Source organism: Pseudomonas sp. F9001, from assembly GCF_013385435.1.
Lineage (GTDB): Bacteria > Pseudomonadota > Gammaproteobacteria > Pseudomonadales > Pseudomonadaceae > Aquipseudomonas.
Genome location: NZ_JACAPX010000015.1, coordinates 14,589 through 34,304 on the forward strand (window position 1 = coordinate 14,589; position 19,716 = coordinate 34,304).

The 19,716-nt window shown below is 61.0% G+C and carries 14 protein-coding genes; 6 read left to right on the top strand and 8 right to left on the bottom strand.

All coding sequences use genetic code 11. The features are described 5' to 3' along the window. Positions 1 to 142: 142 nt before the first annotated feature. Entirely contained in the window at positions 143 to 1,396 is a 1,254-nt protein-coding gene (glyA, locus tag HX818_RS16655) for a serine hydroxymethyltransferase (protein WP_003215829.1), read from the bottom strand. Between the two features lie 241 nt (positions 1,397 to 1,637). Beyond that, positions 1,638 to 5,489 carry a bifunctional diguanylate cyclase/phosphodiesterase gene (locus HX818_RS16660; protein WP_023659180.1) on the bottom strand — a complete coding sequence of 1,284 codons (3,852 nt, stop codon included), beginning with the start codon at positions 5,487 to 5,489 and terminating at the stop codon, positions 1,638 to 1,640. Positions 5,490 to 5,774: 285 nt separating this feature from the next. Between HX818_RS16660 and ettA the strand changes: the two genes are divergently transcribed. Together ettA and gdhA are read left to right on the top strand one after the other, a co-directional pair. Further along, the gene (gene ettA / locus HX818_RS16665) at positions 5,775 to 7,439 is read left to right on the top strand and encodes an energy-dependent translational throttle protein EttA (RefSeq protein ID WP_003215833.1); all 1,665 of its coding nucleotides are present in this window, start codon (positions 5,775 to 5,777) and stop codon (positions 7,437 to 7,439) included. A gap of 349 nt (positions 7,440 to 7,788) precedes the next feature. Further along, the gene (gene gdhA, locus HX818_RS16670) at positions 7,789 to 9,126 is read left to right on the top strand and encodes an NADP-specific glutamate dehydrogenase (protein WP_102369933.1); all 1,338 of its coding nucleotides are present in this window, start codon (positions 7,789 to 7,791) and stop codon (positions 9,124 to 9,126) included. Here the strand turns inward: gdhA and HX818_RS16675 are convergent. From HX818_RS16675 to HX818_RS16690, 4 genes are all read right to left on the bottom strand, one after another. After that, entirely contained in the window at positions 9,123 to 9,620 is a 498-nt protein-coding gene (locus HX818_RS16675) for a GreA/GreB family elongation factor (protein ID WP_003215837.1), read from the bottom strand. The genes gdhA and HX818_RS16675 overlap by 4 nt on opposite strands. 70 nt (positions 9,621 to 9,690) lie before the next feature. Then, positions 9,691 to 10,047 carry a hypothetical protein gene (locus HX818_RS16680; RefSeq protein WP_003215838.1) on the bottom strand — a complete coding sequence of 119 codons (357 nt, stop codon included), beginning with the start codon at positions 10,045 to 10,047 and terminating at the stop codon, positions 9,691 to 9,693. A gap of 389 nt (positions 10,048 to 10,436) precedes the next feature. Then, a complete protein-coding gene (locus tag HX818_RS16685) occupies positions 10,437 to 12,290 on the bottom strand; it encodes a DUF4105 domain-containing protein (protein ID WP_177020432.1) in 1,854 nt (617 codons plus the stop codon). Positions 12,291 to 12,384: 94 nt separating this feature from the next. After that, positions 12,385 to 12,873 (bottom strand): DUF3015 domain-containing protein, encoded by a 489-nt coding sequence (locus tag HX818_RS16690; protein ID WP_003215845.1) that lies wholly within the window; start codon positions 12,871 to 12,873, stop codon positions 12,385 to 12,387. A gap of 267 nt (positions 12,874 to 13,140) precedes the next feature. Between HX818_RS16690 and HX818_RS16695 the strand changes: the two genes are divergently transcribed. Both HX818_RS16695 and HX818_RS16700 read left to right on the top strand, forming a co-directional pair. Then, positions 13,141 to 15,579: a Lon protease family protein gene (locus HX818_RS16695; protein WP_003215847.1), complete on the top strand. Its 2,439-nt coding sequence runs from the start codon at positions 13,141 to 13,143 to the stop codon at positions 15,577 to 15,579. 200 nt (positions 15,580 to 15,779) lie between these two features. Next, on the top strand, positions 15,780 to 16,106 hold the full coding sequence (locus tag HX818_RS16700) for a hypothetical protein (protein WP_003215849.1): 327 nt from the start codon (positions 15,780 to 15,782) through the stop codon (positions 16,104 to 16,106). Between the two features lie 57 nt (positions 16,107 to 16,163). Here the strand turns inward: HX818_RS16700 and HX818_RS16705 are convergent, their stop codons facing one another. After that, on the bottom strand, positions 16,164 to 17,999 hold the full coding sequence (locus HX818_RS16705) for a hypothetical protein (RefSeq protein WP_177020433.1): 1,836 nt from the start codon (positions 17,997 to 17,999) through the stop codon (positions 16,164 to 16,166). Positions 18,000 to 18,165: 166 nt separating this feature from the next. Between HX818_RS16705 and HX818_RS16710 the strand changes: the two genes are divergently transcribed. After that, positions 18,166 to 18,654 carry a TIGR00645 family protein gene (locus HX818_RS16710; protein WP_003215853.1) on the top strand — a complete coding sequence of 163 codons (489 nt, stop codon included), beginning with the start codon at positions 18,166 to 18,168 and terminating at the stop codon, positions 18,652 to 18,654. Between the two features lie 113 nt (positions 18,655 to 18,767). Then, on the top strand, positions 18,768 to 19,385 hold the full coding sequence (locus HX818_RS16715) for an FKBP-type peptidyl-prolyl cis-trans isomerase (protein WP_003215854.1): 618 nt from the start codon (positions 18,768 to 18,770) through the stop codon (positions 19,383 to 19,385). A 54-nt stretch (positions 19,386 to 19,439) separates the two neighbouring features. On the opposite strand, the gene HX818_RS16720 is transcribed toward HX818_RS16715, so the two are convergent. Next, the gene (locus HX818_RS16720; protein ID WP_003215856.1) at positions 19,440 to 19,697 is read right to left on the bottom strand and encodes a hypothetical protein; all 258 of its coding nucleotides are present in this window, start codon (positions 19,695 to 19,697) and stop codon (positions 19,440 to 19,442) included. Positions 19,698 to 19,716 lie beyond the last annotated feature (19 nt).

The window sequence follows — 19,716 nt, forward strand, 5'->3', positions numbered from 1 at the left end:
TCAGCCCATGCATCAACTGACACAGCGCTTTCGCGAGCAAGCCCGCTCCCACATTTGATGTCATTTCAAATTGAGAAAGCAGCGTTTTCAGGCATAAAAAAGCCCGGCTCAAGAGCCGGGCTTTTCATTCAAGCAACTGCAATCAAGCGCCGTATACCGGCAGCTTCTTGCAGATGGCCTTGACCTTCTCACGAACAGAATCAATCACTGCTTCGTTGTTCAGGTCAGCCAGGATGTCGCAGATCCAGCCAGCCAGTTCCTTGCACTCTGCTTCCTTGAAGCCACGAGTGGTCACAGCCGGGGTGCCGAAGCGCAGGCCGGAGGTGACGAACGGCGAACGTGGGTCGTTCGGTACCGAGTTCTTGTTCACGGTGATGAAGGCTTTGCCCAGAGCGGCGTCAGCGTCTTTACCGGAGATGTCCTGCTTGATCAGCGACAGCAGGAACAGGTGGTTCTCAGTACCGCCGGACACCACGTCAAAACCGCGCTCGATGAACACGCCGGCCATGGCCTTGGCGTTTTTCACCACTTGCTGCTGGTAGGTCTTGAACTCAGGCTGCAGGGCTTCCTTGAAGCAGATCGCTTTGGCGGCGATCACGTGCTCCAGCGGGCCACCCTGGCCGCCCGGGAATACCGCGGAGTTCAGCTTCTTCTCGATCTCGGCGTTGGCGCGAGCCAGGATCAGGCCGCCACGTGGACCGCGCAGGGTCTTGTGGGTGGTGGTGGTCACGACGTCAGCGAACGGCACCGGGTTCGGGTAGACGCCAGCGGCGACCAGACCGGCCACGTGGGCCATGTCGACGAACAGGTAGGCGCCGACCTTGTCAGCGATTTCGCGGAAGCGTGGGAAATCCAGGATCTGCGAGTAGGCAGAGAAACCGGCCACGATCATTTTTGGCTTGTGCTCAACGGCCAGGCGCTCGACTTCGTCGTAGTCGATCAGGCCGTTGCCGTCGATGCCGTACTGAACGGCGTTGTACAGCTTGCCGGAGGAGGAAACGCTGGCGCCGTGGGTCAGGTGACCGCCGTGGGCCAGGCTCATGCCCAGGATGGTGTCGCCCGCTTGCAGCAGGGCCAGGTACACGGCGCTGTTGGCTTGGGAGCCGGCGTGTGGCTGGACGTTGGCGTAATCGGCGCCGAACAGTTCCTTGGCGCGGTCGATGGCCAGTTGCTCAACGATGTCGACGAACTCGCAACCGCCGTAGTAGCGCTTGCCCGGATAGCCTTCGGCGTACTTGTTGGTCAGAACCGAACCTTGAGCCTCCATCACGGCGGGGCTGGTGTAGTTTTCCGAAGCGATCAGCTCAATGTGCTCTTCCTGGCGCTGAGCTTCTTGCTCCATGGCGGCAAAGAGATCGGCGTCGTACTTGGCAATAGTCAAATCACGGCTGAACATGGCGGTCCTCAAGGATCGGGGGCAGAAAAGAAGCGCATTCTAACCCAATGGGTTTTAGATGGCATATGAAAGGACATCATGTCGCGGACAAGCGGGGCTCATCTGGGGATAGGTGGTGTTTGTTCGGGCCCCTTCGCGAGCAAGCCCGCTCCCACATTCAATCGGGTTCCTTCAGGTGGAATACGGTCGAATGTGGGAGCGGGCTTGCTCGCGATGAGGCCATCAGCATCACCTGAGGATTTCAATCGAACATGAACAGCGCATCATTGCTGAACTGCGCCTCAAACCGATTCGCCGGCATCGGTCGCCCGAACAGGTAGCCCTGCACCTCATCGCAACCGTGCTCCCGCAGGAAGTCCAGCTGCTCATGGGTTTCCACACCCTCGGCGATCACCGCCAGGTTCAGGCTGTGGGCCATGGCGATAATCGCCCGGGCAATCTGCGCATCCTGCTCGCCCGACGGCAGGCCGTCGACAAAGGTGCGGTCGATCTTCAGCACGTCGATGGGGAACTGCTTGAGGTAGTTCAGCGATGAATAACCGGTGCCGAAGTCATCTACCGCGATGCTCAGGCCGAGGTTTTTCAGGCTGGCGAGGATCTGCATCGCTTCGTTGACCTCGCGCATCAGGATACTTTCGGTCAGCTCCAGCTCCAGGCACGCCGGCGGCAGGCCGGTGTCCTTGAGGATGGTGGCGATGCGCTCGCCCAGTTGCCCGTCGGAGAACTGCCGGGCCGAAATGTTGACCGAAACCTTGGGTACCCGCACCTTGTTCTGGTGCCAGGTCTTGAGTTGGCGGCAGGCTTCGCTGATCACCCAGTCACCCACGTCCACCACCAGCCCCAACTCCTCCAACACCGGAATGAAGTCCCCCGGCGGCACCAGCCCGCGACGCGGATGGCGCCAGCGCAGCAGGGCTTCGGCGCCGGTCAAACGTTTGCCGTCGCCGCTGAACTGCGGCTGGTAATACAGCACGAATTCGTTCTGTTCCAGGGCGTGGCGCAGGTCGCTTTCCAGCTCCAGACGTTCCAGGGCGCTGGCGTTCATGTCGGCCTGGTAGAACTGGAAGTTGTTCTTGCCCCGCTCCTTGGCGTGGTACATCGCCGTGTCGGCGTTTTTCATCAACTGGCTGAGTTCGTTGCCGTCCTGCGGGCTCAGGGCGATGCCGATACTGGCGGTGACGAAGAACTCGCGGCCCTCCAGCACAAACGGCTTCACCAGGCTGGCCAGAATCTGCTCGGCCACGTGAATCGCCCGGTTCAGCGCCATCTCACGGTTGACCCGCGGTTGCAGCAGCAAGGTGAATTCGTCGCCGCCCATGCGTGCCACGGTGTCGTCTTCGGCGACGCAGCCCAGCAGGCGGGTGGCCATTTCCTTGAGCATGCGGTCGCCGGCGGCGTGGCCCAGGGAGTCGTTGATCGGCTTGAAGCGGTCGAGGTCAAGGAACATCAGCACCACCCACGACTTCTGCCGTTCCGCCGATTGCAGCGCGGTGTGCAGGCGGTCCTGGAACAGCGTGCGGTTGGGCAGGTGGGTCAGGGCGTCGTAGTAGGCCAGGCGGTGGATGCGCTGCTCGCTGGCCTTGCGTTCGCTGATGTCACTGAAGAAGCACACGTAGCTGGCCAGGTCGCCTTCGTCATCGAACACGGCAGTAATTCCGACCCAGGCCGGGTAATGCTCGCCGTTGCGGCGCTTGAGCCACACTTCGCCTTCCCAGGTGCTGTGCTGGTGCAATTGCTTGAGCACGTAGCGCAGGTGGGCTTCCTGCTGTTCGTCGACGGTGAGCATGTTCGGCAACTGGTCGAGCACGTCCGCCACCGCATAACCGCTGACCCGGCTGAACGCCTCGTTGGCCTGCACGATGTAGCCGGCCGGGTCGGTGATCAGGATCGCCGAGGTGGAGTGTTCGAATACCGTGGCCGCCATGCGCAGGTCTTTTTCCGCACGGCGCTGCTGGCTGATATCGCGACCCACGCCAAGGATGCCCTCGAACGCGCCGTGTTCGTCCCACACCAGCACCAGGCGCAGTTCGATGGGGATCTTGCGCCCGTCGGCCCGCAGGCAGTCGAACAGGAACAGTTGGGTCTGCACGTCGTTGCGCAAGGCCGCGAGGGATTCGGGTTGGTCCAGGGCGCGGCTGACTTGCTCCACCAGGGAGTAGATACCGGTCAGTTGCTGCGGGTTGGCGATGGTCGATTGCCAGCCGTTTTCGAAGATCCAGTCGACGTCATAGCCCAGCACCGCGTTCACCGAAGGGCTGACGTAGTTGAGGGCCAGCTTGCTGTCGGTGGAGAAGATTACGTCGCTGATGCTTTCCGCCAGCATGCGGTAGCGCTGTTCGCTGTCACGCAGGGATTCACTGGCTTCGATCTGGTCGGTGATGTCCTTGGCGACGCCGATGATGCGCGTCACCTGGTCAGTCTTGTCACGGGCCAGGGCCTGTTCGCGGATGTCGAAGCGCCGCCATTGGTTGTTGCGGTGGCGAAAGCGCAACTGGCACTGCAACTGGCTCAGGTAGCCGGCCTGGCGCTGTTGCAGGCGCAGGTCGTGGTAACGCTCGGCGTCTTCGGGGTGCAGCAGGATCTCCCAGAAGTACTCGCCCATCTGCTGCAGCTCGGGCTTGTTGTAGCCCAGGGTGTGGCCCAGGTGGTGGTTGCTGAAAATCATCCGCTGGCTGATCACGTCCTGCACATACAGGTGATCGGGCACGGTGCGCACCACGTCCGACCAGAAACTCTCGCGCTCCACCAGTGACAACTCGATCAGCTTGCGGCTGGTGATGTCGCTGATGCTCAGGATCACGGCCTTGAAGTCGTCCTGTTGTTCCGGCAGGCGCATCACCAGCCACAGGTATTGGTCGTTGCCTTCGATATCGCTGAGCTGGATTTCCAGTTCAAGCTGCTTCTGCTGGGTCAGCACCGCGTCGATCACCTGGTTGCCGATGGCGGTCGGGCTCGACGGGCAGGCGTCGATCAGGCGTTCCCAGGCCTGCTCGCAAGAGGCAACATTCAGCAAGCGCACCGCCACCTGGTTGACCTCGGTGATGCGCAGTTCCTTGAGCAGTTGCTGGCGCTGTTCCGGGTTGTCTTGCAGCAACTGTTGCAACTGCTCGCGGGTTTGCAGTCGGGCTCTATCGAAGAACGCGCGCAGGCCCGACAGGTCGAGCACGCACAGCGCCACGCCGGTGCCTTCGAAAATATCCTGGTAGCGCCGGCGCCCCTCGTGCACCTGGCGCTGGCGGCGGCGCATGTTCAGCAGCACGATCACCGGGATCAGCGAGAAGGCCAGGCCCAGCAGGCATTTGCCGATAAAGGCCGGCAGCAGTTGCTCCAGCACGGCGGCGCGGTCGAACAGGCCGCGCAGTTGCCAGTCGCTCTTGCTCAGGGGCGTGACCAGTACACTTTTGTTCAACTCGTCCGGGGTCAACGCGGTGGCCCATTGGGCCGGCATCCCGCTGTCACGGCTGACCACCCGGTGGTTGAGGCGGTTTTCGATGACCCACATCGGGCGCTGGCCCTGGCCATCCTGGCGGGTCAGGTTGGCCAGGTAATTGGGGGCCAGGCGCAAGGCCCAGTACATCTTGGTGCCGCCGCTGGGCTGGTGCAGCAGCAGGTAGATGACGGTGCCGTCGTTGTTGTTGCTCAGGTAATAGGACTGGGCGTGGCTGCGCTTGACCAGTTCTTCGAGCCAGGCGCTGTCCTGGCTGTCGCTGGCGCTGTCACTGATCATCGCGCCGCTGGGGGCGAGCAGGGCGACGCTGCGCAACTCCGGCAGGGAGCGTTGCAAGGTGCGCATCAGGATTTGTTGCTGTTCGGCGTCCCGCGGCGGTTCGACGATCGGCAGCAGGTTCAGCGCGATCTGCGCACTGAGGGCCATGTTCAGGCTGATCTGTTCGGCCAGGTCGGCGCTGTAGTCGATGGTGTATTGCTGCTGGTTTTTCTGGTTTTGCTGCAACTGGTCCAGCAGTTGCCAGAACAATAACGCGAGCAGCAACAGGACCAGCGTCGCCAATGCGCCCTTCAGGGTTCCGTGCAGGGGCGCTCCCGGCGCTATATGAGCGGCGCGCAGGGGAGTTGGCGGCGTTACGTTGGACAAACTGTGATCCTGCGGTTTGGCTGGACTGGCGCGCGACGTGCACTATAAGCCGGACGCCCGGAGGGCGGCTAGCATGCCTTGTGTTGTGGCAAAGTGCCAGCCCTGCCTGGCTGGACTGCCCACCCGCATTCAGGTAGCTTTGCCGGTTACGCGAGGGCGTTCCAGCCCCAGACAATCAGGCATCTACCGCACGCAGGCATTGATAGACATCAACGGCCCGCGCGGCGCATGGCCTGGCACGGGTTTCGCCCGCTTAATTCATCAGTCACTGACGCTAGGTTCACCATGGCTCAATACGTCTTCACCATGCATCGGCTGGGAAAAGTTGTTCCGCCGAAGCGGGAAATCCTGAAAAACATTTCTCTGTCCTTCTTCCCGGGCGCCAAGATCGGCGTGCTCGGCCTCAACGGTTCGGGTAAATCCACCCTGTTGAAAATCATGGCCGGCGTCGACACCGAGTTCGACGGCGAAGCCCGCCCGATGCCCGACCTGAACATCGGCTACCTGCCACAGGAACCTATCCTGGACCCGACCAAGACCGTGCGTGAAGTGGTCGAGGAAGCGGTCAGCGTGATCAAGAACGCGCAGGCCCGCCTGGACGAGGTCTACGCGGCCTACGCTGAAGAAGACGCCGACTTCGACAAACTGGCGGCAGAACAGGCCAAGCTCGAAGCCATCCTGCAAGCCGCCGACGGTCACAACCTGGACCGCCAGCTGGAAGTCGCCGCCGACGCGCTGCGCCTGCCGGCGTGGGACGCCAAGGTTGAACACCTGTCCGGTGGTGAAAAGCGTCGTGTGGCCCTGTGCCGCCTGCTGCTGTCGGCCCCCGACATGCTGCTGCTCGACGAACCGACCAACCACCTGGACGCCGATTCCGTCGCCTGGCTGGAGCATTTCCTGCACGACTTCCCGGGCACCGTGGTTGCGATCACGCACGACCGGTACTTCCTGGACAACGTTGCTGGCTGGATCCTCGAGCTCGACCGTGGCGCCGGTATCCCTTACGAGGGCAACTACTCCGGTTGGCTGGAAGCCAAGTCCGACCGTCTGGCCGCCGAATCCAAGCAACAGTCGGCCCATGAAAAGGCCATGAAAGACGAGCTGGAATGGGTGCGTAAAGGCGCCAAGGCGCGTCAGTCGAAATCCAAGGCCCGTCTGGCACGTTTCGAAGAGATGCAGTCCCAGGAATTCCAGAAGCGTTCCGAGACCAACGAAATCTACATCCCGGCCGGTCCGCGCCTGGGTGACAAGGTCATCGAGTTCAAGAACGTCTGCAAGGGCTACGGCGACCGCGTGTTGATCGACAACCTGTCGTTCTCCATGCCAAAAGGCGCCATCGTTGGCGTGATCGGCGGTAACGGTGCGGGTAAATCCACACTGTTCCGCATGCTGATGGGCAAGGAACAACCGGACTCGGGCACCATCGAAGTCGGCGAAACCGTGCAGCTGGCTTGCGTTGACCAGAGCCGCGACGACCTCGACGGCAGCAAAACGGTGTTCCAGCAGATTTCCGACGGTTCCGACCAGATCCGTATCGGCAACTACGAAATCCCGTCGCGCACCTACGTGGGTCGCTTCAACTTCAAGGGCGGCGACCAGCAGAAGTTCGTCAAGGACCTGTCCGGTGGTGAGCGCGGTCGCTTGCACCTGGCCCTGACCCTGAAAGAAGGCGGCAACGTATTGCTGCTCGACGAACCGTCAAACGATCTCGACGTTGAAACCCTGCGTTCCCTGGAAGAAGCCCTGCTGGACTTCCCGGGCGCCGCCATTGTGATCTCTCACGATCGGTGGTTCCTTGACCGCGTGGCCACTCACATCCTGGCGTACGAAGACGACTCCCAGGCGGTGTTCTTCGAAGGCAACTACACCGAATACGAAGCCGATCGCAAGAAACGCCTCGGCGAAGCTGCTGCCCAGCCGCATCGTGTACGGCACAAGAAACTGGCCTGATTCGGGTTGGTGGTTTGAACAAGCGGGGCCTTCGGGTTCCGCTTTTTTTTGCGTGTTTTCATGTGCACCGCGTCGTCTGCATCGCAGGCAAGCCAGCTCCCACAGTTGACCGCATTGTCATGGATGTACTGGATCAAATGTAGGAGCTGGCTTGCCTGCGATAGCGGATTAACTGTTGGTGCAAAGCCTGGATTGAAATCCTCATTAAGGTGCAAAAAACGCCTGTATTTATATCTAATGCACCATTTAAATTCACAAAAGCGACATTTTGCCCTGTCGCGGTGCGACATGAATTGATAAAGTCCGGGACAAATCTCCTTTAACGACAATAAATTTGCCGAGACTTTTCATGATCGAATCCGTTGAATCCTTCCTTGCCCGCCTCAAGAAACGCGACCCCGACCAGCCGGAATTCCACCAGGCCGTGGAAGAAGTCCTGCGCAGTTTGTGGCCGTTTCTTGAAGCCAATCCCCACTACCTGAACTCGGGCATCCTGGAGCGCATCTGCGAGCCGGAGCGTGCGATTGTGTTCCGGGTGTCGTGGGAAGATGACCAGGGCAAAGTACGGGTCAACCGCGGGTTCCGGATCCAGATGAACAGCGCCATCGGCCCCTACAAAGGCGGCCTGCGCTTCCACCCGTCGGTGAACCTGGGCGTGCTGAAATTTCTCGCCTTCGAACAAACCTTCAAGAACTCCCTGACCTCGCTGCCCATGGGCGGCGGCAAGGGCGGCTCGGACTTCGATCCCAAGGGCAAGAGCGACGCCGAGGTGATGCGTTTCTGCCAGGCGTTCATGAGCGAGCTGTATCGACATATCGGCTCGGACGTGGACGTGCCCGCCGGTGATATTGGCGTGGGCGCCCGGGAGATCGGCTTCCTGTTCGGCCAGTACAAGCGCCTGAGCAACCAGTTCACCTCGGTGCTGACCGGCAAGGGCATGAGCTACGGCGGCAGCCTGATTCGCCCGGAGGCCACCGGTTTTGGCTGCGTGTACTTCGCTGAAGAAATGCTCAAGCGCAACGGCGAGCGGGTCGAAGGCAAGCGCGTGGCCATCTCCGGCTCCGGCAACGTCGCCCAGTACGCGGCGCGCAAGGTCATGGACCTGGGCGGCAAGGTGATTTCCTTGTCCGACTCCGAAGGCACTCTGTACTGCGAAAGCGGTTTGACCGAAGAACAATGGTCGGCACTGCTTGAACTGAAAAACGTACAGCGCGGGCGCATCAGCGAGCTGGCATCGCGTTTCGGCCTGGAATTCCGCGCCGGCAAAACACCATGGGAGCTGGCCTGCGACATCGCGTTGCCCTGCGCCACCCAGAATGAACTGGACGCCGAAGCGGCGCGCACCCTGTTGCGCAATGGCTGCGTCTGCGTGGCCGAAGGCGCCAACATGCCGACCACCCTGGAGGCGGTGGATATCTTTATCGAGGCCGGCATCCTGTTCGCGCCAGGCAAGGCGTCCAATGCCGGCGGGGTGGCGGTGAGCGGGCTGGAGATGTCGCAGAACGCCATGCGCCTGCTGTGGACCGCCGGTGAAGTGGACAGCAAGCTGCACAACATCATGCAGTCGATCCACCATGCGTGCGTGCACTACGGCGAAGAGAACGGCCGGGTCAACTACGTGAAGGGCGCCAACATTGCAGGCTTCGTGAAGGTTGCGGATGCAATGCTGGCCCAGGGCATCGTTTAACCCTCGGGTTCGATGCGCAGGATTTCGATCAACTGATCACCGACGGGGCGCCTCCACAGCACCTCGTCGCCCACCTGTGCACCCAGCAGCGCGCGGCCCAGTGGCGAACCCCAGTTGATCAGGCCCACCGTGGCGTCGGCCTGGTCTTCGCCCACTAACTGAATGCGCTGCTCTTCGTCCTGTTCGTTGGCAAAGGTCACCCAGCTGCCGATTTGCACCTTGTCGGTGGAGGTTGCCGGCGCCACCACCTGTGCGCTTTGCAGGCGCTGGTTGAAGTAACGCAAATCCCGCTCAAGGTCGGCCTGGCGCTGTTTATCGGCCTGCTCGCCCTTGGCGGATTCTTCGCTGTGCTCATGCTGCAACTGCGCGACCCTGGCCTGCAATTGTGCAAGTCCGCGGGCAGTGAGGTGATTGGGTTGCGCGCTGACCTGGCGTTCCACCGGTTGGCTGGCCTGGGCAGCGGCGCTGTCTTCGTTGACGAAAGCTCGACTCATGACGTTCTCCTGCTATGGAGTTTGGGCCATGGTCGCAGGGGTTAAGTTTCGCTGGATGTCTGGAAGCGACCTATTGCGAGCGAAAGGCCCTGGCAGCGTCGCGGTCTTTTTCCTGTTGCCAGGCGCGTTCGCGGTCGTCCCAGTGGCGATTCTTGTAGTCGTTCAGGTCTTCGTTCTCGCGCATGGCCTTGCATTGGCGAAAGCCATCATCCCAGCCTTCGGCGTAGGTGCGGTCTTTCAGGTAGCGCGGGACGTTCTTGCGAAATTCCCCGGTGATCACCCCGGCAGCCTGGCGGCCGCTGCTGCAACCGTCGTCATAGCCATCGGCGAAGGCGGGTGGATAACCCTTGGCCAGCAAATCCTCATGGGTTGATTGGCAACCCGACAGCAGGGCCAACAGGCCCAGCACTACAGCGTACCGCCACATCGCTTGCTCCCTGGCCGTTGAACGGCTGATGGGGGAAGTGTAGGAGTGGATTCGTTCGGGGTATGTGAAACGGATGTGAGAAATCCGTGTGACGCTGCGGCTTCGGGCGATCACGCGCCCCCTGTGGCGAGGGAGCTTGCTCCCGCTGGGGCGCGAAGCGGCCCCTGTTCAGGGTATTGAGATATTCCAGAGAGGGTGAGGTGTCTGGTTTTGGGGCTGCTGGGCAGCCCAGCGGGAGCAAGCTCCTTATGGACTAATTAGAGATCGTTCCCACGCTCTGCGTGGGCATGCCGCTCTGGACGCTCTGCGTCCGCTTTTAAAGGTCGTGACGCAGAGCGTCACAGGATGCATTCCCACGCGGAGCGTGGGAACGATCTACGGCTCAGGGATTAATAGTGATACCACTTCACTTCCAGCATCACTTCGTTCACCGGTGTCGCGAGGTGGCTGTATTCCCGCTGCGCACTCAGTCTCAGCCCCAGGTTGCGCGACAATTCCCACTGTTGATTCAGGCTGATACTGCGCCGCACCTCGCCATTGGTGAAGAAGTCACCCTTGGCTTCCAGGCTCAGGTTGCCCAGCGGGTTGCGCCACAACACACCTGTATTGAACCCGGCAGCCGGGGAGATGGCTTCACCGAAGTCGCTGTTGTGCTCCACGCGCACGGTGCCGAGGGCGAAGCCAAGCATGTCGTCGCGCAGTTGCCAGGTGCCGCCCGCGCCACCGTTGACGTGGCTGACGAGTGTCTCGTCGTCATGCTTGCCCGGTACGCGCTCCAGGCCGCCGGTGACTTGCCACGACCACGGCTGCAGCAGCTCGTTGCGTGGGGTCAGTGAGCGGATGGTTGCCAGATCCAGTTGCTGCAATTGCCAGTGGTTGCCTTCGTACTGGCGCAGTTTCATTTGCAGGATTTCAATCTGCGCGCCCAAGGGGAAGCCTTCGGCGTTGTCGTTCAGGTCGTGGTAGGCCATGCGCAGGCCGTATTCGCCGAAGGCCTTGTCGCCCCGGGTGCCGATGCCGGCTTGCCAGGTGCGGGATTCGTGGCCGTCTTCGGGCAGGCCGGGGCGTTCGATCTTCAGGTCCGGCGCCGGGTTCTGGTTGATCGCCCGCAGCAGTTCGAAGCTGCGCTGGGAGCGTTCGGTGTCGCGCTCCAGGCCGTTGGCGCGGTAGCGGCCAAGGCGGTAGGCGGCGTCGATGATCAGGGCCTGGCGGTCTTTGGCGATAGCCTTGAACGCCGGGTCCTGCAGTTGTTTCTGGTCGTCGCTGATCTTCAGCACCCATTGCTGCTCGTCGCTGTCCAGCGGCTTGGCGCGTTCCAGCAGCTCCCGTTCACGGGAAGGGCGGTAATCGATTTTCTCCACCAGGCCGGCTTCTTTCACGGCTTTTACCGTGTCGGTAGGGATCGCGGTCAGCGGGAATTGTTCGGTCAACCGCAGGCTTGGGCGGGCCACTTGCAGCAGTTCCAGCAGGCGATAGGAGCAGTTTTCGTCGAAGAAGAAGTAGTCGAATTGGATCTGCTTGAGTTCCCACACGTGCTCGACCATGCGCTCGGTCTCGACCTGGGTCAGGTTCAGGCGGTATTCCCACAGGTCGCGGTTCTCCAGGCTACGGTATTCCGAGAGTTTTTCCTGGTAGGGCACCAGCGCGAACAGGCCCGGGTAGCCGCCCATCAGGCCCTTCCAGGCGTAGAGGATGCTGTTGTCCGAGCCTTCGATATAGGCGCCAAAGTTGATCGCGTAGCTGAGCAGGGCGGTGTTGTTGCTCTGCACGTCAGCCTGGTCGATGCGCAGCAGGGTATGGCCGAACATTGATGACGGGCTGTTGAGGTAGGCCGCCGGGAAGATCATCACCGCGCTGTGGGGGGCGACGTCCTTGAACCATTGCTTGAACTCCTTGCAGTCCAGCGTCGGCAAGTCCGTCAGGTGCAACTGGTCCTTGAGCCAGCGTGTACGTGCCGGGTAAACGCATTGGGCGTGCTTTTCGCCGAGGCTGGCCGGGGCATACAGCGCCTCGACAGTGGCCTTCAGCTCCTGGTCCGGATGGTGGGCGCCATCGGGGGCGAGGAAGAATTTCTTGTCGCTGACATAGCTGCGCCAGCCTTTGAACTTGCCGGATTCGTAGTGCCCCAGCGAAAGCCAGAACGGGTCGTTGGCCAGCTGCTGCAAACGTTGATCATCAAGGTGCGGCGCCGCATACAGCGGGGCGCAGGCGAAGAGTGCCAGGTAGGCAAGGCGTTTGAGCATGTGGGCAACTTAAGTCGAGATAAAAAGACCCAAAGGGGAGGCAGGTCCAAAAATAATAAAAACCCGTGCCTCGAAAGGCACGGGCGGGTCGAGCTTAAGCCTGGGTAGCGTATTTCGCCAGACGGGTGTCGCTTTTCAGTACAGCCAGGGTGTTGTTGTGCACGTCATCTGCGGTTACGTCAGCCTTGCTGAAGATTTGCTGGAAGTGCTCGTGAGTCACAGCGGCAAAGTGCTCGCGATCTTCAGGAGCAACGCCCAGTACTACAGCGTAGGTAGTCAGCGCTTCGCCGTTACCCTTGGCCATGTCTTCGGACAGCTCGTTCATCATGCCATTCATGGCAATCCACGATTTGCCACCGTAGGTCAGTGCGCTGTTGGTGCTGCAGCCGTTGGTGCCCGAGGTCATGCCGAACGTGGCGTTACCCGAGGTACCGTTGGTGGTGGAGGCCAGGAAGTGAGCCGGAGTGCCGCGTTGGCCTTCGAACAACATGTTGCCCCAACCGCAGTTCGGGCCACCTGGCGCTTCTGCCATTGCATTGAGGGAGACGACGGTGAAGAGAGTACCGAGAAGGATCCGTTTCATAGCTTTGTTCTCTTTGTGTGCAAACCAATGGACAAGGGTTCAGGTGCCTGACAGCACCCTAGGGGTCGGTTATTAGTCCAACCCGCAGCAGGTTGGAGTTTAGGCATGATCCAAGGGTTCCGTGACTTTTTATGAAACAAGCCGGAAACACTCGGTTTTTTTACAGCCCCGAACACGGGTCTATGCTTTCCCCAAGCCGTCCTTGCCAGCCGGCCCAACCCGGCGCCAGAATGCCGTCATCTGCCCCGCCTGATGTAAGGAAGCCCGATGCCTGATCCTGTTGCTGCCAGCTTGCGTCTAGCGCCCGAAGCGCTGACTCGTCCTTTTTCCGCTGAACAGTTCAGCTTCTCGACCACCAATGATTTGGAGCCCTTTCGCGGTGTGCTTGGCCAGGAACGTGCGGTCGAAGCCTTGCAGTTTGGTGTGGCCATGCCACGCCCCGGTTACAACGTATTTGTCATGGGTGAGCCCGGTACCGGGCGCTTTTCGTTCGTCAAACGCTACCTCAAGGCCGAAGGCAAGCGCCTGCAGACCCCGGCCGACTGGGTCTACGTCAATAATTTCGATGAGCCTCGCGAACCCCGCGCGCTGGAACTGCCTGCGGGCGGTGCTGCCGCGTTCATCTCCGATATCAACGGCCTGATCGACAACCTGGTCGCGACCTTCCCGGCGGTGTTTGAACACCCGACGTATCAACAGCGCAAAAGCGCCATCGACCGTGCCTTCAACCAGCGTTACGACCGTGCCCTGGACGTCATCGAGCGCCTGGCCCTGGAAAAAGACGTGGCGCTGTACCGTGACAGCACCAACATTGCGTTTACCCCGATGCTCGACGGCAAGGCCCTGGACGAGGCCGAGTTCTCGCAGTTGCCCGAAGCCGACCGCGAGCGTTTCCACACCGATATTTCCGAACTGGAAGAACGCCTCAACGAAGAACTCGCCAGCCTGCCCCAGTGGAAGCGCGAGTCCAATAACCAGATGCGCCAGTTCAACGAAGAAACCATCACGCTGGCCTTGCAGCCACTGCTGGCGCCGTTGTCCGAAAAATATGCGGAGAACGCGGCCGTCTGCGGCTACTTGCAGGCGATGCAGGTCTACCTGCTGAAAACCGTGGTCGAGCAACTGGTGGACGATGCGAAAACCGACGCCCAGGCCCGCAAGTTGCTGGAAGAACAGTACTGCCCGAGCCTGGTGGTGGGGCATCCGATCAACGGTGGCGCCCCGGTGGTCTTCGAGCCGCATCCGACCTACGACAACCTGTTCGGTCGTATTGAATACAGCACCGACCAGGGCGCGCTCTACACCACCTATCGCCAATTGCGCCCGGGTGCGCTGCACCGTGCCAACGGTGGTTTCCTGATCCTTGAAGCCGAGAAGATGCTCAGCGAGCCGTTTGTATGGGACGCCCTCAAGCGTGCCTTGCAATCGCGCAAGCTGAAGATGGAATCACCGCTGGGCGAACTGGGCCGCCTGGCCACGGTGACCCTCAACCCGCAAGTGATCCCGTTGCAGCTCAAGGTGATCATCATCGGCTCCCGCCAGTTGTACTACGCGTTGCAGGACGCGGATCCGGACTTCCAGGAGATGTTCCGGGTACTGGTGGATTTTGACGAAGACATCCCGATGGTGGATGAAAGCCTGGAGCAGTTCGCCCAGTTGCTGAAAACCCGCACCTCGGAAGAAGGCATGGCGCCGTTGACCTCCGATGCGGTGGCGCGGCTGGCGACCTACAGCGCGCGGTTGGCGGAGAACCAGGGCCGCTTGTCGGCGCGTATCGGTGACTTGTTCCAGCTCGTCAGCGAGGCGGACTTCATTCGTCACCTGGCCGGTGATGAGCGCACCGACTCCGGGCACATCGAGCGCGCACTCAAGGCCAAGGCCACGCGCACCGGGCGGGTGTCGGCGCGGATTCTCGACGACATGCTCGCCGGGGTGATCCTGATCGACACCGCCGGCGCGGCGGTGGGCAAGTGCAACGGGCTGACGGTGCTGGAGGTGGGGGACTCGGCGTTTGGTGTGCCGGCGCGGATTTCTGCCACGGTGTACCCGGGCGGCAGCGGTATCGTCGATATCGAGCGTGAAGTTAACCTCGGCCAGCCGATTCACTCCAAGGGCGTGATGATCCTCACCGGTTACCTGGGCAGCCGTTATGCCCAGGAATTCCCGTTGGCGATCTCGGCGAGTATCGCCCTTGAGCAGTCCTACGGCTATGTCGACGGCGACAGCGCGTCCCTGGGCGAAGCCTGCACCTTGATCTCGGCCCTGTCGAAGACGCCGCTCAAGCAGTGCTTTGCCATCACCGGCTCGATCAACCAGTTTGGTGAGGTGCAGGCGGTCGGCGGGGTCAACGAGAAGATCGAAGGTTTCTTCCGTCTTTGCGAGGCCCGCGGGCTGACCGGCGAGCAGGGGGCGATCATTCCCCAGGCCAACGTCGCGACACTGATGCTCGATGAGAAGGTATTGCAGGCCGTGCGGCAGGGGCAATTCCACGTCTATGCCGTGCGTCAGGCCGACGAGGCCTTGAGCCTGCTGGTGGGTGAGCCTGCGGGTTCGCCCGACGAGGAGGGGCAATTCCCCGAAGGCAGCGTCAATGCGCGGGTGGTGGAGCGTCTGCGGGCGATCGCCGAGATGATCAGTGAAGATGACCTGAAGGAAGCCGAGAAGGAGTTGGCGCAGGAAGCACTGGCTGAGACCAAGCCGGTGTAATCAATGCCGAAGGGGCCTGGTTCCAGGTCCCTTCGGCATATTTTTGACGCCGTCGTGACGGCAGTCGTCCGTTGGTCCCCCAGCCTTGGTTTGTACCGGGTTTCTTCTATTCTCAGCTCAAGGGATAGCCACAGGAGTCGCTGGATAGAAACAGTCTTGCCTTGCGAGGCTGAATACCGGATCTACCGAGGGTCGCCGCCATGTCGCGCAACCTCTGCCTCACCCGCCAGTGTCTGGGCCTGGTCACCCGTATCGAATGTTCCATTCGCCCTCTCGCGGGGGATACCGGGATGTGGACCTTGTTGTTTGCCGCCGGAATGACCGGCGAACAACCCTCCACCATCAAGTCCCAAGGCCCGTTCCACGGACCTTTCGTGGCACAAACCATCCTCGATTCGATTGTTGAAAGCCTGACCCTGCACGGGTACGAGCTGGCTGACGACCCGCAGATCTGGTGCCTGCACCTGCAGGCGCACTTGCGACAACTCAACGGTGGGCGGCAGACGGTGCTAAGCGATATCCGCTGACCGCACTCCCCCCGTAGCAGCTGGCGCTCGACAGCTGCTACGGGGGCGAGGGAGGGGCTATGGCTTGGGGGCAGGGGCCGCCTCGGGTTTGTCCAGCTTCACCTCAAACCCATACTGCACCGTGTCCAGGCCGGTGCGCTGGTAGGTTTCCAATGTCGTCGGCTGGCCGTAGAAGTAATGCACGTCGAACAGCGCCGTGCCGTATTCCTCGGCGCGGTGGCTGACGCCGAGAATTTCCTTCAGGTAGTTGCCGCTGGCGTCCTTGGCATAGAACCGCCAGCTGTCAGAGGGGAACAGCTTCTGGTCGACAATCAGCGCGTTGTCCTTCAGCTCCAGGCCCTTGGGCAGTTGCCCGGCAGTGAGGCTGCCTTTCTCGATGGTCGCCAGGAACAGCGGCATCGATCCGACGGCAAACCCCGGGTTTTCAGGAAACAGGTTCAAGTCATAGGTGATGGTGCCGCGCCCCGGGTCGACCTCGTAGGCTTCGGCGGGCAGTTCGATCGGCTCGCCAAGCTTGCCTTCGTCGTTGGCGGTGAGGAACGTCACCGGGGCATCGCCGCCGCCGCGGTCCTCGCCCAGCAGGTCGTCGTTGAAGGTGTAGGGGTGATCGAACTCAACGTGCGCCGCACTGGCGTCATCCACCGACTGGTTGATGGTGACGCTTTTCTTCAGTTGGTCTTCGGACAGGGTGGCGTCCTTGAGCCAATCCGCAGCCTGGTCGTCATACACCGTGACGGGCATCGGCAACGGCTGTACGGTTTTTTCCAGGCTGTTCTTGTCGAAGCGCCGTACGGGCAGGTCCAGGTCCTTGCGGGTCACCGTGGCCTGGGAAAAGTCGAGCACGCTGACTTGCACATTGTCGATCAGGCCATTGAAGTACACCTTGGTGTAATGGCTATTCTGCTTGAGCTCGAAGGCTTTCTGCTCGTCTTCCAGCTGTTTCTCGAAGGCGTCGGACCAGGCCTTCTGCTTCTGCATTTCGGCCAGTTGCTTCTCGTAGAACGCCAGTTGCGCGGCGTTTTCGTTGATCGAGCCCGAGCGCGAGAGAAATTGCCCGGTGGTGTCACGAGCCTGCACCAGCAACGGGTTCGGCGATTCGTCCGCGACTTCCGGCGCCAGCGGGGCGCTGTTGGTCAGTTCGATCTCGGCATAGTTCTTTTCCAGGGCCAGCAGGGTGACGGTGACGTTTTCTTCGGTGCGCTTGCGGCCCACGTCCTTTTTCGCCAAGTCGAAGGTGAAGACTTTACGCGGGGCAATCACTTCCACCTTGCCCTTGAGGGTGACGGGCTGCGGCTGGCTTTTGTTCTCCGTCTCGACGCCTTCGACGAACGGGTAGGTCACCGTCAGGTCATCGGGGTTGGTCAGGTTGGAACTGGTGGGGCTCAACTGGATGCCCGGGTCGGTTTCCGACCATTCCGGCTGGAACGGGATGACCTTGTTGTTGCTCAGGGTCACCGACTGCCATTCCAGGCCGTGTGGGAAGGGGAACTGGTCGGGCATGTTGAAGTTGAACGGGAAGATCGGCTGCAGGTCCGTCAGGTAGTCCGAATGGGACGCCTTGCGCAGGACAAACAGGCCATTGATGTAGGTATCGACCAGCGCCTGCGGCGTAGGGTAATGCTTGAGCAGCGCCAGGGCGTCTTCGCTGTACTCGGCCTCGATGGGCTTGGTGGCGAGCTTGGCGCGCGCCCGTTCCAGCAACAGCAGCGAGCCTCCAAGCTCGGACACGGCGTCCTTGAGCTTGGGGTCCTGGATGGCGTCCAGGGATTGTTCGAACTTGGCGGTTTTCTCTTCGAGACTGGCTTGCTTGTGTTCATCGCTTGGGGAACAACCGCTGCCCATCAGCAACGCCGCACACAGGCCAAGGCTGGCCAAAGGGGATCGCACATCCATTATCTGAGTTTTCCTGTCCGACATCATCGAGCCGAGTTGATGAGCTCGACACTAGCAGAAAAATTCCTTAACAGATGCCGTACAGATCAGTTTTCTCGACGGTTTCTGGGGTTTGGGTGCGGCTGGTATACTCGCCGCCATTTTTAGCCAAGCTGTGTGAGATTCAATGGAACGCTTTATCGAAAATGCAATGTATGCCTCACGCTGGCTGTTGGCGCCGATCTATTTCGGGCTGTCCCTGGGGCTGCTGGCGCTGGGCCTGAAGTTCTTCCAGGAAGTGTTTCATGTGATTCCCATCGTGTTCACCATGAGCGAGTCGGATGTGATCCTGGTGCTGCTGTCGTTGATCGACATGGCCCTGGTGGGCGGCCTGCTGGTGATGGTGATGATCAGCGGCTACGAGAACTTCGTCTCCCAGCTGGACATCGACGAAAGCAAGGAGAAGCTCAACTGGCTGGGGACCATGGACTCCTCGTCGCTGAAGATGAAGGTCGCGGCGTCCATCGTGGCGATTTCGTCGATCCATCTGCTGCGGGTCTTCATGGACGCCAAGAACGTCGATCCCGAGCACCTGAAATGGTACGTGATCATTCACATGACCTTCGTGGTGTCGGCGTTTGCCATGGGCTACCTGGACAAGGTTACCAAGCATTAATCAGCCCCTGGCGCTCTCCTGCGCGGGGCTCATCAAGGGCGTGGCTTGTGTGCTAGTCTGCTCGCCCTTTTAGTTTGGACGGCACCTGTGTCGTCCTACAGCGGAGCCTTTCCATGTCCGAAGTTAATCTGTCCACCGACGAAACCCGCGTGAGCTACGGCATTGGCCGTCAGTTGGGCGACCAGCTGCGCGACAACCCGCCACCGGGCGTGAGCCTGGACGCGATCCTGGCTGGCCTGACCGACGCTTTTGCCGGCAAGCCTAGCCGTGTGGACCAGGAGCAAATGGCCGCCAGCTTCAAGGTCATCCGCGAAATCATGCAAGCCGAAGCCGCTGCAAAGGCTGAAGCTGCTGCTGGCGAAGGCCTGGCTTTCCTGGCTGAAAACGCCAAGCGTGACGGCATCACCACCCTGGCTTCCGGCCTGCAATTTGAAGTGCTGACTGCAGGTAGCGGCGCCAAGCCGACCCGTGAAGACCAGGTGCGTACTCACTACCACGGCACCCTGATCGACGGCACTGTGTTCGACAGCTCCTACGAGCGCGGCCAGCCTGCGGAATTCCCGGTTGGCGGCGTGATCGCCGGCTGGACCGAAGCCCTGCAACTGATGAATGCCGGCAGCAAATGGCGCCTGTACGTGCCGAGCGAACTGGCTTACGGCGCTCAAGGCGTTGGCAGCATCCCGCCGCACAGCGTTCTGGTGTTTGACGTCGAGCTGCTCGACGTTCTGTAAGACCTTACCTGCAGGAGCGAGCCTGCTCGCTCCTGCAGTGTTTTGCGCGGTTGCTCATGGATGAAACTTGCCATTGAGATCCGTCACCGGGCGCAACGCTCGGGCATAGCAGAACAGAAACAGATTTCTCACCACTTCCTTCAGCACCCCGGGCTCACTGGAACTCAGGCCATTGACGTCCAGGTCGCCCTGATCCTGCAGTTCGCTTAATGCCTCTTCTTCCAGCACCGCGCAGACTTCCCCGGTTTCCCGATGGAGGATTCGCAGGTAAGGGTGTGGACGGTCCAGCCAGGCATCGATCAAATAAGTCATGGGAAGTATCTCCTTGATG